15 protein-coding genes are annotated in these 15,542 nt (G+C 66.8%); 5 read left to right on the forward strand and 10 right to left on the reverse strand.

All coding sequences use genetic code 11. The features are described from left to right. Window positions 1-68 precede the first annotated feature (68 nt). Both IHE49_RS06245 and IHE49_RS06250 read left to right on the forward strand, forming a co-directional pair. Window positions 69-920 (forward strand): hypothetical protein, encoded by an 852-nt coding sequence (locus IHE49_RS06245; RefSeq protein WP_192155965.1) that lies wholly within the window; start codon window positions 69-71, stop codon window positions 918-920. 83 nt (window positions 921-1,003) lie between these two features. Then, window positions 1,004-1,858 carry a DUF481 domain-containing protein gene (locus tag IHE49_RS06250; RefSeq protein WP_192155967.1) on the forward strand — a complete coding sequence of 285 codons (855 nt, stop codon included), beginning with the start codon at window positions 1,004-1,006 and terminating at the stop codon, window positions 1,856-1,858. 224 nt (window positions 1,859-2,082) lie between these two features. Here IHE49_RS06250 and hemC read toward each other — a convergent pair whose 3' ends face one another. The 5 genes from hemC to IHE49_RS06275 all read right to left on the reverse strand — a co-directional run bounded on the left by hemC (window position 2,083) and on the right by IHE49_RS06275 (window position 6,315). Further along, entirely contained in the window at window positions 2,083-2,988 is a 906-nt protein-coding gene (hemC, locus tag IHE49_RS06255; protein ID WP_192155969.1) for a hydroxymethylbilane synthase, read from the reverse strand. Between the two features lie 66 nt (window positions 2,989-3,054). Next, window positions 3,055-3,759, reverse strand: coding sequence for a LytTR family DNA-binding domain-containing protein (locus IHE49_RS06260; RefSeq protein WP_192155971.1), 705 nt, complete (start codon window positions 3,757-3,759; stop codon window positions 3,055-3,057). Next, the gene (locus IHE49_RS06265) at window positions 3,737-4,807 is read right to left on the reverse strand and encodes a histidine kinase (RefSeq protein WP_192155973.1); all 1,071 of its coding nucleotides are present in this window, start codon (window positions 4,805-4,807) and stop codon (window positions 3,737-3,739) included. Before IHE49_RS06265 ends, IHE49_RS06260 begins: the two co-directional genes overlap by 23 nt. 116 nt (window positions 4,808-4,923) lie before the next feature. Then, window positions 4,924-5,592 (reverse strand): alpha/beta fold hydrolase, encoded by a 669-nt coding sequence (locus tag IHE49_RS06270; RefSeq protein WP_192155975.1) that lies wholly within the window; start codon window positions 5,590-5,592, stop codon window positions 4,924-4,926. Window positions 5,593-5,670: 78 nt separating this feature from the next. Continuing rightward, complete coding sequence (locus IHE49_RS06275) at window positions 5,671-6,315, reverse strand: cysteine hydrolase family protein (protein ID WP_192155977.1); 645 nt, start codon at window positions 6,313-6,315, stop codon at window positions 5,671-5,673. A gap of 131 nt (window positions 6,316-6,446) precedes the next feature. Here IHE49_RS06275 and IHE49_RS06280 point away from each other — a divergent pair, with 131 nt between their 5' ends. After that, window positions 6,447-7,400: a helix-turn-helix domain-containing protein gene (locus IHE49_RS06280; RefSeq protein ID WP_192155979.1), complete on the forward strand. Its 954-nt coding sequence runs from the start codon at window positions 6,447-6,449 to the stop codon at window positions 7,398-7,400. A 4-nt stretch (window positions 7,401-7,404) separates the two neighbouring features. Here the strand turns inward: IHE49_RS06280 and IHE49_RS06285 are convergent, their stop codons facing one another. Continuing rightward, window positions 7,405-9,558 (reverse strand): prolyl oligopeptidase family serine peptidase, encoded by a 2,154-nt coding sequence (locus tag IHE49_RS06285; RefSeq protein WP_192155980.1) that lies wholly within the window; start codon window positions 9,556-9,558, stop codon window positions 7,405-7,407. 138 nt (window positions 9,559-9,696) lie between these two features. On the opposite strand from IHE49_RS06285, the gene IHE49_RS06290 reads away from it, so the two are divergent. After that, on the forward strand, window positions 9,697-12,135 hold the full coding sequence (locus IHE49_RS06290; protein ID WP_192155981.1) for a prolyl oligopeptidase family serine peptidase: 2,439 nt from the start codon (window positions 9,697-9,699) through the stop codon (window positions 12,133-12,135). Window positions 12,136-12,249: 114 nt separating this feature from the next. Further along, a complete protein-coding gene (locus IHE49_RS06295; protein WP_192155982.1) occupies window positions 12,250-12,747 on the forward strand; it encodes a hypothetical protein in 498 nt (165 codons plus the stop codon). An 18-nt stretch (window positions 12,748-12,765) separates the two neighbouring features. Here IHE49_RS06295 and IHE49_RS06300 read toward each other — a convergent pair whose 3' ends face one another. Genes IHE49_RS06300 through IHE49_RS06315 form a run of 4 tightly spaced genes read right to left on the reverse strand, consistent with a single transcriptional unit; the run spans window position 12,766 to window position 15,534 of the window. Further along, window positions 12,766-13,530: a sulfite exporter TauE/SafE family protein gene (locus IHE49_RS06300; protein WP_192155983.1), complete on the reverse strand. Its 765-nt coding sequence runs from the start codon at window positions 13,528-13,530 to the stop codon at window positions 12,766-12,768. Further along, window positions 13,530-13,961 (reverse strand): TIGR01244 family sulfur transferase, encoded by a 432-nt coding sequence (locus tag IHE49_RS06305; RefSeq protein ID WP_192155984.1) that lies wholly within the window; start codon window positions 13,959-13,961, stop codon window positions 13,530-13,532. Before IHE49_RS06305 ends, IHE49_RS06300 begins: the two co-directional genes overlap by 1 nt. After that, on the reverse strand, window positions 13,958-14,896 hold the full coding sequence (locus IHE49_RS06310) for a c-type cytochrome (protein ID WP_192155985.1): 939 nt from the start codon (window positions 14,894-14,896) through the stop codon (window positions 13,958-13,960). Before IHE49_RS06310 ends, IHE49_RS06305 begins: the two co-directional genes overlap by 4 nt. After that, the gene (locus IHE49_RS06315; protein ID WP_225578211.1) at window positions 14,893-15,534 is read right to left on the reverse strand and encodes a c-type cytochrome; all 642 of its coding nucleotides are present in this window, start codon (window positions 15,532-15,534) and stop codon (window positions 14,893-14,895) included. The genes IHE49_RS06310 and IHE49_RS06315 overlap by 4 nt, the downstream gene beginning before the upstream one ends. Window positions 15,535-15,542: the final 8 nt, after the last annotated feature.

Genomic DNA, 15,542 nt, shown 5'->3' on the forward strand with positions numbered 1-15,542 from the left:
TGTCCAAGGACCTGTTCCGCTCCCCATGGCTTACCCTTGAAGCCTTGCCTTGCCCGACGGATCCACCGATGCCAGCCAAACGCCCGTCCCGTGCCGCCACCTTGCTGCAGGTGCTGGAAACCGGCGGCTACGGCGTCTGGCTCTGGCTGGGCCTGTCCCTGTTGCTGGGATTGGGCCCGCTGGGGCGCAGCAGCACCCTGGTTCCATTGGGATTGGGAGCCGCGTTGGTGAGCATCGGCCTGCTGCCAGCCTGCTTGCAGGTGCCTGGGCTTTCGCGCTGGCATGGTTGGCAACCGCGCCCCGGCCATCACCCGACCCGCTCCGCACTGGTGGCGCTGGCGAGCTGGCTGCCGGTATTGGCGGTAGCGGGGCTGGCGCAGGGCAGCAACGGCTTCTGGGCCATCCGGCTGGCCGGGGCGATGCTGATGTTGTGCAGCCTCGCCTGCCTGCTGCTGTCCGCCCACGACGATCGCGCCTGCCTGCCCGCCGCCTTGCAACGCGCCACGGCCCTGCTTCCCGCGGGGCGCATCACCACGGCGGCCTACACCGGGAGTCTCTGGTTATGGCTGGCCGTGCTGGCGCAAGGCGAGTTCGCCGGCCATCGTGGCGCCTACCCGTGGGTCATGCTGCTGGCCTTGGCGCTCGGATTGGGGCTGCTCGAAAGCGCGCTGTGGCAGTCGCTCCGTGAACCCGAAACGCACACCGGCGAATACGCACCAAGCCGCGGCATGCTTCCCGCTCGGCTTGTCGCAGCGGTGCTGACCTACGCACTGCCCTGTGCAGCATTGCTACTGGGTGGCGTCGCGGGCAGTTTGCCGGCCGCCGCGCTTGCCACGCCCAGCTGCGTGCTTGGCCAATGGCTGGAGCGCCAGCTGTACGAGGCCACGCTGGCCGCCGCTGCGGGCGCGAAGTCGCTCTGACCGGCTGCGTTCATTGCAAATTCAAGCAGTTCCATTATGGTGTGTTGCTTACAACATTTGTTTAACAAACGGGATCCCCACCCATGAAAAAGACCCTGATCGCCACCCTGCTGATGGCGACTTGCGCCTGCTTTGCCGTCCATGCACAGGACGCCAGCAACAGCGACAACAGCGGTTCCAGTTCCAGTTCCAGTTCCAGCGCCAACAACGGCGCCAACAACGGCGGCTGGACCGGCTCGGGCGAGTTCGGCTACGCCTCGGCCACCGGCAACACGCGTTCGCAGAACGTCAACGCCAAGCTCGGACTGAACCAGGAAAACGAGCAGTGGAAGAACAACTTCTTCCTCGACGTGCTGCGCACCAAGGTGCAGGAGAAGGTGGCCACCCCGGCCGGCAACACCGTCGATGAATTCGAGACCACCGCCAACCGTTACGACGGCGGCGCTTCGGTGGGCTACAAGCTCGACCCGCGCAGCTACATCGTGGGTGCGGCGCGCTACGACCACGACGACTTCGGCGCCAACCTGTGGCAGGGCGTGGTTTCGCTGGGCTACGGCTACATCGCGCTGAAGGACGCGCGCAACGAGCTGTCGTTCGAAATCGGCCCCGGTTACAAGGAATACCGCCCGGCGGCGCTCCCCATCCTGATCGACGGCGCCACCATCAACCAGGATCAGCCGGTGGAGCACGAACTGGTGGCCCGCGGCCTGATCAACTACAAGTTCCGCCTCACCGCCAACACCTCGTTCGAAGACACGTTCCTCACCGAAGCGGGCTCCAAGAACACCTACATCCAGAACGACGCCGGCCTTGCAGTCAGCATGACCAAGAAGCTGGCGCTGAAGGTGGGCTTCCAGGTGCGCCACAACAGCGACGTGCTGCCGGGCATCAAGAGGACCGACACGCTGACCACCACCAACCTGGTCTACAACTTCTGAGAGTCTGTCTTTGCGATCATCACGATCGCGAAAGAATCGCCTGAAGCGATTTCTGACATCGCGTCATTGCTGGCCCGAAGGGCGGTTGCCGTGGACGGTGTTCGCAAAATCAAACAGGCGACCATCTTTGGCCGCGCTCCTCCGTCCTCGGCACACACGAACGGCCTCTGCCTGCGCAGGGGCCGTTTCGTTTCGCCGCCTCGTCCCGACGCCCGGACGTCGACTCAAAGAAGCCCGGCAGCGCCCTGCGCAAACAGCGCATCGGCCACCAGCCGCCCCAGCGCCTCCGCATCTTCGCCATCCGCCTGTGCGCGCAGCAGACGGCCACTGGCCGCCTCGCCCACCAGGCCGCGCAAGTGCAGGCCATGCTCGGTAAGCGTGCACCATGCACCTACCGGCACCGTGCAGCTGCCGCCTAGCGCCCGGTTCATCGCGCGCTCGGCGCTTGTTTCCAGCCGCGTGTCGGCGTCGTCCAGTACGGCGAGCAGCGCCAGCGTGTGCGACTGGTCGGCACGCGCCTCGATGGCGACGGCCGCCTGGCCGGGTGCCGGCAACCAGTCGGGGGCGGCGAGACGGCTGCGGATGCGCGCAGCCAGATCCAGGCGCTCCAGTCCCGCGCAGGCCAGCACGATCGCGTCGTAGTGGCCGGCGTCCAGCTTCGCCAGTCGCGTGCCCACGTTGCCGCGCAGATCCAGCAGCTCCAGATCAGGCCGCAACGCGCGCAGCTGCGCCTGCCGACGCAACGAGGAGGTACCCACTTTCGCACCATGCGGCAGCTCGACCAGGCCCGCGTGGTGGTTGCTGACGAAGGCATCGGCGGCATCCGCGCGCGGCAGGATCGCAGGCAGGACGAAGCCCGGTTCCAGCTCCGCCGGGACGTCCTTCAGCGAGTGCACGGCGAGATCGGCGCGGCCTTCCAGCATCGCCACTTCCAGTTCCTTCAGGAACAGGCCCTTGCCACCGATGGTCGCCAGCGGCCGGTCGATGATTTCGTCGCCGCGCGTGGTCATCGGCACCAGCTCCACTGCCAGCCCGGGATGGGCCGCGCGCAACAACGCCGCCACGTGCGTGGCCTGCCACAGTGCGAGCGGGCTTTGCCGGGTGGCGATGCGCAGGGTGTTGGGGATCATGCGGGCTCCGTGATGTGGCTCGTGCGTCATTGTCGCCGATGCCACGGCGACCGCGCTGGCATGGCTTCATCCCATCCGCAGCAGCTTGCGCAGCGCCGGCAGGTTGCGACGGCTCACCTCGGGGCTGAAGTCGGTGCCGGCGAGGCGGGCAAGCACGCGGCCATCGGCGAGGGGTTTCAGGCCCAGCAGGCGCGCGGGCGGCACCAGGCAATTGCGGTGCAGGCGGATCAGCTGGTCGGGGTAAGCCTCTTCCAACTGGCGCAACGATTCGTCGATCAGCAACTCGCCGCCGGCGTGCCGCACACACACGTATTTCTCCTCGGCAAGCAGGCAGATCACCTCATCCAGCTGCACGCGCACCTGTTCGTCGCGCACACGCGCGCACAGCCATGCGGTGGCGGCGCGCGGCGCATCCGCCAGCCGCTTGCGCGCGCGCAGCAGCGCTTCGCGCAGGCGCTCCAGGCGCACCGGCTTGAGCAGGTAATCCACCGCGTCCAGCTCGAAGGCGTGCAGGGCATGGTTTTCGTAGGCGGTGCAGAACACCACCTGGGGCCGTGCACGACCGGCCAGCCGCGCAGCCAGCGTCAGGCCATCGAAGCCTGGCATGTTGATATCGAGCAGCAGCACATCGGGTTGCAATCCGGCGAGCGCGGCGAGCGCGGCCTCGCCGTCGCCCACGCTGCCGGCCAGTTCGACGCCCTCGCACTCGCCCAGCAACGAGGCAAGCCGGGTGCGCGCCAGCGGTTCGTCATCGACGATCAGTACGCGCATCGCGATCTCCCTTGTCCAGCAGCGGCAATCGCAGGCTTACCACGTAGCGTTCGTTTCGCGGGCCGGCCTGCACGATGGCACGCGGGCCGTAGCGGAACGCCACGCGACGGCGCACGCTGTCCAGGCCGTGGCCGTTGCCGCCGCGGGCGGGCGAGGCGGGCAACGGGTTGGCGATCTCGATCACGATGGCGTCGCTTTCGCGCGTGCCGCGCAGGCTCACCACGCCGCCCTCGCGCAACGGCTGGATCCCGTGGCGCACGGCGTTCTCCACCAGCGGTTGCAGCAACAGGCGCGGCAACGGGAAATCGCGCGGCAGGTCGTCCAGTAAGCGCTCCACGCGCAGGCGTTCGCCAAGGCGCAACTGTTCGATGGCAAGGTAGCGGTCAAGCAAGGCCAGTTCCTCGTCCAGCGTGCCGTCGCCTTGCTCGTGCTGTCCCAGCGCGGCGCGGAACAGCTCGGCGAGGTCTTCCACCGTGCGTTCCGCCGCCACCGGATCGAGCGGAATCAGCGCCGCCACCGTGTTCATGCTGTTGAACAGGAAGTGCGGGCGGATGCGCGCCTGCAGCGCCTCGACCTGCGCGCGCGTCACTGCGGCGAGGCGCAGCCGCCACTGTGCTGCGACGTAGAAGTAGCGCAGGATCGCCGCGCCGAGCAGGGCGGCGATCAGCACGTTGTCGCGCACGAAGGCCACCGTGCCGCCGCTCACCAGATTCATGTGCAGGGCCCCGTCCAACCCGTGCGCCACCCAGCTCGCCACGCCGACGATGGGCATCACGAGCAGCCATGCGGCCAGGTAGGGCAGATGGCCCGGCAGGCATCGCAGCCATGGACGCAACAGGCACAGCACCACGACGATGGCCAGCGCCAGCCAGCTCACGAACAGGATGCCCACGCTGTAACCCGAGAAATCGCGATGGTCGCCTGCCGCCAACCACACCACGGTGGCGGCAAGCGCCCCGGTCACCAGCAGGGTGAACAGCACCGGCAGGCTGCAGAAATCCGGCAGCGGGCTGGGTTCGTCGACGGTGCCGAAATCGGGCAGGTGCATGCGCGCAGTATGCCGCAGGGTCACGTTTGCTGTAGGAGCGCACCCTGTGTGCGATGGCTTCCATGTTCGATCAGAGCAAAGGGCCCTCGCGCACAAGGTGCACTCCTACGAGTGCATCAGGTGAACCGTTGACCCAGCCACGTGCGCAGATCGGCGATTTCCTCGCCGCAGACCGCATGCGCCATCGGATAGGCATGCCAGTCCACGCGATAGCCGAGGCGCCGCAGCAAGTCCCGGCTGTCGCTGCCTCGCGACGGAACCACCACCGGATCGAACGTGCCGTGCGCCTGGAAGATCGGCACGTCGGCGTTCGCCGCACTGCGTTCGGCCTCCAACGTGTCGGCCAGCGGCAGATAGGTGGACAGCGCTACGATGCCGGCGAGCCGCCTCGCGTGACGCAAGCCGGCGGAAAGCGCGATCGCGCCGCCTTGCGAGAAGCCGGCAAGCACGATGCGCTCGTCCGGCACGCCGCGTTCGTTCTCGCGCGCGATCAGCGCCTCGACCGCGGCGCAGGAGGCGCGGATGCCTGCCTCGTCCTGCCGCGCCAGCAGGTCGAACGCGACGATGTCGTACCACGCGCGCATCGGCATGCCGCCGTTCACCGTCACCGGCTGCACCGGCGCGTGCGGAAACACGAAGCGCAGCGCCGGCCAGTCCGCCGCCACCAGCTCCGGCACGACGGGGGCGAAGTCATGGCCGTCTGCGCCCAGGCCATGCAGCCAGATCACGCTGTAGCGCGGGCTGGCGGCGGTTTCGTGTTCGACGGCGGGGAGCAGGGCGGGCATGGCAGGAACCGTGGCGAAAAGAGGCACAGCTTAACGTCTGCGATGGTTCCTGCCGCCCATGGCAAGGTGGCGAATGCCTCAGGCCGCCTCGCCCAGCCGCGCCAGCGCCCGTTGGTGCGAGGCGTGGATGTTGTCACGCTCCGGCGTGGTGCCTTGGATGACATGGGCCAGCCATTCGTCAGTGGTCATCACGGCGGCGAAGCGCGACTGCTCCACCACCGCGAACACGCGATGGATCTCCTCGGCCGTCGCTGCGCCGGCGCGGTTGGCGTAGGGCACGCTACCGGAGGCATCCATCAGGAATTCCACCGCCAGGCCCGCGTCGAAGGCATGCTTGATCGTGGTGTCGTTGCAGTTGTGGGTCATGTAGCCCACCACCGCCAGGGTGTCGATGGCGTGCGCTTCGAGCCAGTCGCCGAGGTCGGTGCCGGCGAAAGCGCTGGGCAGGACCTTGCGCAAGTAATGTTCGTGCGGGCGGCTGGCGACGACCGCATGCAGTTCCCAGCCGCGCGAACCGGTAGCGAACAGGGGCGCATCGACCGGCGACGACTGTTGCACCACGATCACCGGAATGCCGGCGGCGTGCGCGGCATCCATCGCACGGCCGATGTTGCGCAGCGAGTCGGCCACGGGCGGGTACTGGATGCGCAGGCCGCCGCTCTCGTACTCGTTCTGCACGTCGATCACGATCAGGGCGCGGCGCGGCTTGCCGACTTCGTTCATGGCGATTTTCCTCGGGTGGAGGGGACATGCTTGTCCCGGTGACGCCATGATCCGCGCATGAAGGCTCGGCCAGCAGTGGCCTGATTGCCAATCTTGATTAGAATCGGGCCAATCGATGCGGAGGTTGCGTAATGGCCAGGACACGCGTGGCAGTAGTGGCGTTCGACGGGATCCGGCCCTTCCATCTGTCGGTGCCGTGCGCGGTATTCGGCGAGACCGCCGGCGACGAGGCATCGCCCTTCGACCTGCGCGTGTGCGCCGCCGAGCCCGGCGAGCTGCGCAGCCAGGCGGGTTTCGGCATCGTGGCACGGCATGGACTGCGCACGCTGGCCTGGGCCGACATCATCGTGGTGCCGTCATGGCGCGATCCGGGCGAGGCGCCGCCGGCGCCTCTGCTGGCCGCGCTCAGGCGGGCGCACGCACGCGGCGCGCTGGTGGTGGGCCTGTGCCTGGGCGCCTTCGTGCTGGCCGAGGCCGGCCTGCTCGACGGCCGGCGCGCCACCACGCACTGGCGCTGGGCCGAGCGCTTCGCGGCGCGCTATCCGCAGGTGCGGATCGAGCCCGGGGTCCTGTACGTAGACGAGGGCGACGTGCTCACCTCCGCCGGCACTGCCGCCGGCATCGATTGCTGCCTGCATCTGCTGCGCCGCCGTCTCGGCGCGGAAGCCGCAAACCGCATGGCACGCACTCTGGTGGTGCCACCACACCGGCAGGGCAGCCAGGCGCAATACATCGAACAGCCGGTGCTGGCGACCGCGCGCGACACGCCACTCACGAAGACGCTGGACTGGGCCACGCGCCATCTCGGCGAAGCGCACAGCCTCGATTCGCTGGCCATGCGCGCCGCCATGAGCCGACGCAGCTTCACCCGCCATTTCCGCCAGCACACCGGCACCACCGTGGGCCGGTGGCTGCTGGCGCAACGACTGGCGCTGGCCCAGCGCCTGCTGGAAACCACTGCGCAGCCTATAGAACGCGTTGCCGAACGCGCGGGCTTCGGTACCGCGCTGTCCATGCGCCAGCATTTCGGCGCCATGCTGCACACCACACCGTCGTTGTACCGCCGCGAGTTCCGCGGCGGCTGAGGGATTACTTCTCCGGCAAACCCAGCTCCTGCGCGAAGAACGTCAGCATCAACGCCGTGTTGCCCACGCGCTGACTGAAGGGCGCGCCGACGCCGTGGCCGGCGTCCATGCGGGTGAGCAGCAGCACCGGCAGGCCCGAGGTGCTGGCGTTCTGCAGCGCGGCGGTGAATTTGCGCGACTGCCATGGCGACACGCGCGGATCGTTCGCGCCGGTGGTCATCAGCACAGCGGGATAGGCGGTGTGCGGCTGCACATTCTGCAACGGCGAATACGCCAGCGTGGCCTTGAACTGCGCCGGGTCGGCCACCGTGCCGTACTCGGGCACGTTATAGGCGCCGTTGGCGGATTCGGTCTCGTGGCGGATCACGTCGTAGATGCCCACCATGCTCACCACGGCACGGTAGTCCTGCGGATGCTGCACCAGCGCGGCGCCCATCAGCAGGCCGCCGTTGCTGCCGCCGAGGATGCCGAGGTGCCTGCGGTCGGTCCAGTGCGTGTCGACCAGCGCCAGCGCGGCGGCATGGAAATCGTCGAACACGTTCTGCTTGCGCAGCTTCTGGCCCTGTTCGTGCCACAGCTCGCCGTTCTCGTTGCCGCCGCGGATGTTGGCGAAAGCCAGCACGCCGCCGCGTTCCAGCCACGCCAGCTCCGGACCGACGAAGTTCGGCACCACGGGCAGGTCGTAACCGCCGTAGCTGTAGAGGATGACGGGGCGGGCGCCGTCTGGCGTGACGCCCTTCATCGCCAGTACGGTGACCGGGATCTTCGTGCCGTCTTTCGAAGTGCCATCGATGCGGTACGTCTGTATCTGCGAATAATCGGCGGCGGCCTTCACCTCGAACACGGTCTTGAGCGTGCCGGCCTTGGCGTCGTATTCCGCCCAGCGCGAAGGCAGTGTCCAGCCGCCGTAACCGATCAGCGCACGATCCTGTCCCTGCTCGGCGGCGATGCCGCCGACGCCGATGCCATGCGCGGGCAACGGCAGGCGGCGCACGAACTTCGCGGCGCGGTCGTACTGCTCCACCCACCAGTCCGGCCCCCAGCTGCGCACCACGAGGAAGCCGTCGGCGACCGGCGCCACGCCCTGCAGCGCGCCTTCGCGCTGGCCCAGCACTTCATGCGCACTGCCATTCGCATCCACCGCGAGCAACTTGCCATGCGGTGCGCCTGCGAAGCTGGCGACGTAGAGTTGCTGGCCCACCCAATCGGCGAAGCGCACGTCGGCTTCGTCGCCCAACGCTTTCTTCCACTGCGAACCTTCGCGCAGCCACACTTCGGCCGGCCCGCCGTCGCCCGTGTTCGCCAGCACGGCAAGCTGCTTCGCGTCGCGCGAAGCCAGCAGACGGTATTCGGCCACCTTGGAGAAATCCTTGCCGAATACCACCCTGTCCTTTGCCTGCGCATCGCCCAGCGCGTGATGCGCCAGGGCAGCGTTGAATTGCACCACCTCCTTGCCTGCGGGCGGCAACGGGAATCGCACATAGGTGAAGCCCTTTTCGTCGGCATCCCAGGCCACGCCCTGTGGCGTGGTGCCGCCGCCGGCCCAGGGCAGCGCATCGCGCAAGGTCTTGCCGGTGGCGACGTCGAGCACGTGCAAGGTGGTGAGTTCGCTGCCGCCTTCGGCGGTGCCGTAGGCGAGGTAGCGACCGCTGGGCGAGGGCCAGTAGCCGGTGATCGCGGTGTTGCCACCGCTGGCGTTGAGATCCACCAGCACGCGTGGCGCACCGTCCGGCCACGGCTGCGCGATCAATTGCGGCTGCGGCTGCGGTGGCGTTTCCTGCAGGTAGAACAGCGTGCCGCCGGCCAGCAGCGGCGAGGAACGGGTGACGGAAGTGATCGCCAACTGCTGTACGCGCGCATTCAGCGCCTTGCCGTCAGGCATCGTACCCAGCGTGTAGTCGGTGTAGCGGTTCTGTTCGGCGATCCACTGCCGTACTGCAGGCGCATCGCCATCTTCCAGCCAGCGATAGGGATCGGGCACGCGCACGCCGTGCAGTACGCTGGCGTCGTCGCGCTGCGGCGAGGCGGGCAGTTGCGATCCGTGGCCGTCGATCAATGACACATCGTGTTGCGGCGGCTCAGGAATCTGCTGAGCGTCGGCAGCACAGGCCGCGATGCCGGCAAGCAATGCGATGGAAAGGACAAGTACGGGGCGCATGCGGCTTCTCCGGCAAGTCGATCAGCTTTCGAGCGTACTCCCGCGCACGCCACCGGCGCACCTGACTTCCGGCACTGGGGCGGCCGCACGCGCCGCGGACTCGTTTATGCTGATTTCTTTATGCCGCCGGGAACACCCATGCGCCGCCTGCTGCTCGCCAGCCTGATCACCTTAGCCACGCTGCCCGCCACCGCCACCGCCATCGCGGCGACGCCGGCGGCCGGCCCGCTGGACCTGGAAACCATCATGGCCAGTCCCGACTGGATCGGCCACCCGGTGGAGAGTCCGTACTGGAGCGTGGACGGCCGCAGCCTGTACTACGCGCTGAAGCGCGATGGCGACAGTGTGCGCGACCTCTATCGCCTAGGGACGAACGATGGTGCGGGCGGCAAGCTCGATCCCGCCGCCATGGCGCAGGCCGAGGGGCCAGCCGTGTTCGACCGCGGCCATACGCACGCGGCCTTCCTGCTGCATGGCGATGTGTTCCTCGTCGATCTCGCCAGCGGGCACCGCACGCAGGTGACGCGCTCGCCGCGGCCCGAATCCGCACCGCAGTTCTCCGCCGACGGTCGCGCACTGCAATTCCGCGACGGCAACGACTGGTACAGCTATGACCTCGCCAGCGGCGTCACCGCGCCTGCTGCGGTCCTGAAGTTCGCCGACGACCCGCAGGCGAATCAACCCGACGCACTGGAACGCCAGCAGCTCGAAACTTTCAGCACACTGCGGGAGATCAAGGCCGACCGCGACGCACACCGCACGCAACAGCAAACCCTGGCCGCCGCTGACCCCGGCCGCGTGCCGCAGCCGTTCTGGCTGGGCGACAAGATCAAGGCCGCGGATACCGAACTCTCGCCCGATGGCCGCTGGATGCTGGTGGTCGCCGAACCCGCGCACCACGGCGACGGCAAGTCGCCCGACGTGATCCATTACGTCACCGACTCCGGCTACACGGAGGCGGAGCCGGCGCGCAATTACGTGGGCCGCAATGATCCCGCGTCGCAATCGTTGCTCCTGCTCGATCTCGCTTCGCACAAGGTCTGGCCGCTCAAGACCGACAATCTGCCCGGCATCAAGGACGACCCGCTGAAGGCGATCCGCACACAAACCATCGCGGCGCTGGAAAAGAGCGGCCACGACGACGAAGCCAAGGCGCTGAAGGCACCCGACGTGCGTCCGGTGACCATAAGCGGCGATGGGAATGGCGGTGGCATCGCGTGGAGCGACGACGGCAACCAGGCCGCCGTGCAACTGCGCGCCGTCGACAACAAGGATCGCTGGATCGCCAGCGTCGACTTCGCCACCCATGCACTGGTGTCGCAGGACCGCCTGCACGACAACGCATGGATCAACTGGAGCTTCAACGACTTCGGCTGGCTCAAGGACGGCCGCACGCTGTGGTACCTGAGCGAGGCCGGTGGCTGGTCGCGCCTCTACGTGAAGCCGCTGGACGGTGCCGCGAAAGCACTCACCGACAACAGCAAGTTCGAAGTGAGCCAGCCGCAACTCAGCACGGACGGCAAGTGGTTCTACCTGCTGGCGAACAAGCTGGCGCCGTACAGCTACGACGTATACCGCGTGCCGTCGAGCGGCGGCGAACTCACCCGCGTGACGCAATACGAAGGCGTGGACAGCTTCACGCTATCGCCCGACGGCAAGCAGCTCGCCGTGCTGCACTCCGCGCCCTATGTGCTGAGCCAACTCGCGGTGCAGCCTTCCGCCGGCGGCACGCCGCGCGAACTCACCGACACCATGAAGAGCGGCTTCGCCGCCCACGCATGGATCCAGCCGCAATTCGTCGCCGTGCCTTCCTCGCATGGCGCCGGCGTGGTCTACGCCAAGTACTATGGCCCCGCTGGCGAAACCGATGCGGCCGCCCCGCGCCCCGCAGTGATCTTCGTGCACGGCGCGGGCTACCTGCAGGATGTGTCGAAGCAGGAGACCTATTACATCCACGAACAGATGTTCCAGAACCTGCTGGTGCAACAGGGCTACGTGGTGCTGGACATGGACTACCGCGGCTCCGCCGGTTACGGCCGCGACTGGCGCGACGCGATCTACCGCGACATGGGCCACCCGGAACTGGAAGACCTGCTCGACGGCAAGGCCTGGCTGGTCAAGCACCATGGCGTCGACCCCAAGCGCGTCGGCATCTACGGCGGCAGCTACGGCGGCTTCATGACCGAGATGGCCTTGCTGCGTGCGCCTGGCGAATTCGCCGCAGGTGCCGCGCTGCGCCCGCCGGCGGACTGGGTCACCTACAACCACGAGTACACCTCGAACATCCTCAACGATCCGCAGCTCGACCCCGAGGCCTACAAGACCAGCTCGCCGATCGAGTACGCGAAGAACCTGCAGGATCCGCTGCTGATCGAGCACGGCCTGATCGACGACAACGTGATGGCCAGCGATTCGATCCGTCTGTACCAGCGGCTTGTCGAACTGCACAAGAAGAATTTCTGGATCTCGTTGTATCCGCTGGAGCGGCATGAATTCGAGCACGCGGACGACTGGTACGACGAGTATCGCCGGATCGACGAGTTGTTCGACACCTACGTGAAGGGGCAGCCGAAGTGATATGCATGCGATCTTGCGATCCGTTCGGGCGGACAAGCGGCGCTGCAAATACCCCGGTGCAAGAGAGATCAAGCCTCATCATCACACGCAGTTCTTCGGAACAGGTTTGAAGCCATGCCTTTTTCGACGCTTTTCAAGGTCGCGATCGGGGTAGTTATTTTTTGGGCAGTATTCGCATATCAAAACGAAAAGCTAAAAAATTTAGCGCCAAGCCTGGAAGCTTTCAGCCAAACGAAGGAAGTTACTGGAATTTACACGTACAAGCAGTACGGACGAAATTTTATAACTTGGCTTGATAACACTCAAATCGAGTGCAGCCTGGATTACAGCGGAGGCAATGCATCTTGTTTTGCCCATACAAAAGACATCCCAAGAGGAGAAAAGATTACAGTTGCCATGTCTTTGATTAAAATGGATGCGGAAAATGTGCCGTATGTCAGCGCCATTAAATTTAATGGCAAGGAGATATACAGAAAAGCTCCGACGGATTCTTTGAAAGACTGGTGGTTCGGTAGTCGTGCGACAAAAGCTTTTCTTCCGGCACTTCTTGTTGAAGCTTTCTATTTATTAATCTTGTTTTTGTTCTTCACGGATAGGGACACGATGCCTTGAGGCCTGTAAAGCCGAGGCTCAGACGTGCAGATTCCGCACCAGCATATAACCCGCCACCACAACCACCGCGACTGCAAACACTAGATTGAGCGCGCCACGTGTGCGAGCCAATCGCGACGCAAGGCGCGCGCCCAGCCAGCCGCCAGCGATGCCGCCTGCCACGAACAGCCCCGCCACGCGCCACTCGACCAGGCCGGAGGCGGCGTAATTGATCGCCGTGGTGGAGGCGAACGCACCCACCGCGACCAGCGAGCTGCCGATCGCGGCGATGATCTCCATGCCGCTGGCGAAGATCAGGCCCGGCACGATCAGGAAGCCGCCGCCGATGCCGAAAAAGCCGGACAACGCACCCGCACCGAAACCGGTGGCGGCTAGCCGTGGAAACAACCGCGGCTTCGGATAGCTGCCGCCCGCCGCATTGCGCCGTCCATGCAGCATCAGCGCCGCCACCACCAGCATCAGCATGGCGAACAGCACGAGCAGGTGATGGCCGTCCACGCGCTTGCCCAGCGTGGAACCGGCGAACGCGCCCAGCACGCCCGTGGCGGCGAACGTCAATGCAGCAGGCCAGCGTACGTGGCCGGCGCGCGCGTGTGGCACGAGGTTGATGAAGGCATTGGACGCCACCGCCACCGCGCTGGTACCGATGGCGAGGTGCGGATCGTGCAGACCCACCACATAGAGCAGCATCGGCGTGGCGAGGATGGAGCCGCCGCCGCCGATCAACGCCAACGAAAATCCGACCAGAGAGCCGCAGGCCAATGCCAACAGGTCGGCCAACATCAGGGCGACGTATCCGGTACACGACGCAACACAGCAGGGTTCAAGGTGTAACCGGCATCGGCGGCAGCGCGCTCGATGCCTTCGTTGTCCAGCGTACCTACCATCGCCTGGGCCCACAGGTTAATGGAGCGCGTGCCTGTGCGGCAGAACGCCAGCACCGGCGCGGGCAACGTGCGCAGCGCATCGGCGAACGCGGCCACATCGGCGTCGCGCCATTGCCCGGAGACGATGGGAAGGTGGCGCCACGCAAGGCCCTGCGCTGCCGCGACTTGTGCAAGCTCGGCGCTGGCAGGTTGGTCCGCCGCTTCGCCGTCGGGGCGATTGCAGACCAGGCTGCGCCAGCCTTGCACGGCCAGCTCGGCGATGTCGCCCGCCTGCAGTTGCCCGGCCACGCCGAACGCGGGTGTGAGGCGATGCACGGGGGTATTCACTTCGCCGCCCCGCTGCCGAGCAGGTGACCGTTCACCGTGGTGCCGTACATCGACATCGGCGTGTCGTGGTACTTCGCGCGCGTGGCAGCGACATCGCCGGCATAGCGCGGATCCTGCGGCCGCTCGTGCGCGTCCATGTACATCGCCACGTCCCACGCATCCTGGTCGCTCAGCGTGCCGCCGCGACTGAGCGGCATGTTGGCCTTGATGAAGGCGGCGGCATTGTCCAGCTCGTGCATGCCCGCGCCCCAGTTGAAGGACTGCGGCCCCCACAGCGGCGGGAACACGTTGCGACCGTTCACTTGTTGCCCCTGGCCGTCGTCGCCATGGCACAGTGCGCAATCCTTCGCGTATACCGTGGCGCCGCGCGCGTAGTCGGGTGGTTGCGGCGGCTTGAAGCCCTGCTTGGGATAGCCCGCACCGGCCAGCTTCACGCCGTTCGGCGCACCCTTGCTCATCCACCACGCGTAGCTTTCCAGCGCCACGATGGTGTCGCTGTCCAACGGTGGTGCCTTGCCGTTCATGCTGAAGCGGAAGCAGCCCTGCAGGCGCTCGCCAAAGCTGTTCACGCGACCGTTCTTCTTGCGGTACTGCGGGTACATGCCCCAGGCACCCCACAGCGGCGCGGAGTCGGCGAGGCGGCCCGCGTCGAGGTGGCAGTTGCTGCAGCTGAGGCCGTTGCCCACGTAGTCGTGTGCCTGGGTCGGCGTGTCGGTGAAGATCGCGCGGCCGAGGCGGATCTCGTCGCCCAAGGGACCTTCAGGAATATCAGCTTCGGCGGGCGGCGTGAAGGCGGGTGCGGCTTTGCTCTTCGACGACACACTGGCGACGCTGGCGGTTGATGCAGGCTTCGCAGCAACGGGGGCTTCCGTGGCCGGACGCGAACACGCCGTCAGCATCAGTGCACCGAGCAACAAGAAAGGCAGCTGTTTCATGGCGCGCTCCCTTTGGCAGGCAGCGGCTGCGCGGCGAACCAGCCGGCCACGGCGTCGATCTCCTGTGGCGTGAGTTGCTTGGCGACGTGCTGCATCAACTGCAGAGGATCGTTATGGCGCGTGCCTTGTCGCCATGCGCGCAGCTGCGAGGCGATATAGCCGGCTGGCTGGCCGGCCAGTGGCGGGAAGTTCGCGCCCACGCCCACGCCGCCGGGCGCGTGGCATTGCGTGCACGAGGGCAGAGCACGGCTCCAGTCGCCGCGCGTGGCGAGTCGTTCGCCATCGGCGCCGGGCTTGGCTGCCGCCGAAGCGGCCGGATGTGCGGGCAAGGGCAGGGCGCTGTAGTACTTCGCCAGCGCGGCGCGCTCGTCCTCGCTCAGCGCGCTGGCGTTCGGCTGCATCACCGGATTCGCGCGGGTGCCGTTGGCGAAGTCGTCGAGCTGCTTCTGCAGGTAGGCAGCGTCGAGGCCGGCCAGCCGGGGATAGCCGTTGATGTCCATGCCGCCGCCAGCCGGGCCATGGCAGGCCATGCATGGCGCGGCGCCCTTGCCGTTGCCCTGTTGTGTGATCGCGGCAGCATCGGTGGCGCTGGCGGCCAGTGGTAATAGCAGGACGAGAAACCCGAACATGCGCAACATCAGCGTCA

The organism is Rhodanobacter sp. 7MK24, assembly GCF_014842995.1.
GTDB lineage: Bacteria > Pseudomonadota > Gammaproteobacteria > Xanthomonadales > Rhodanobacteraceae > Rhodanobacter_A.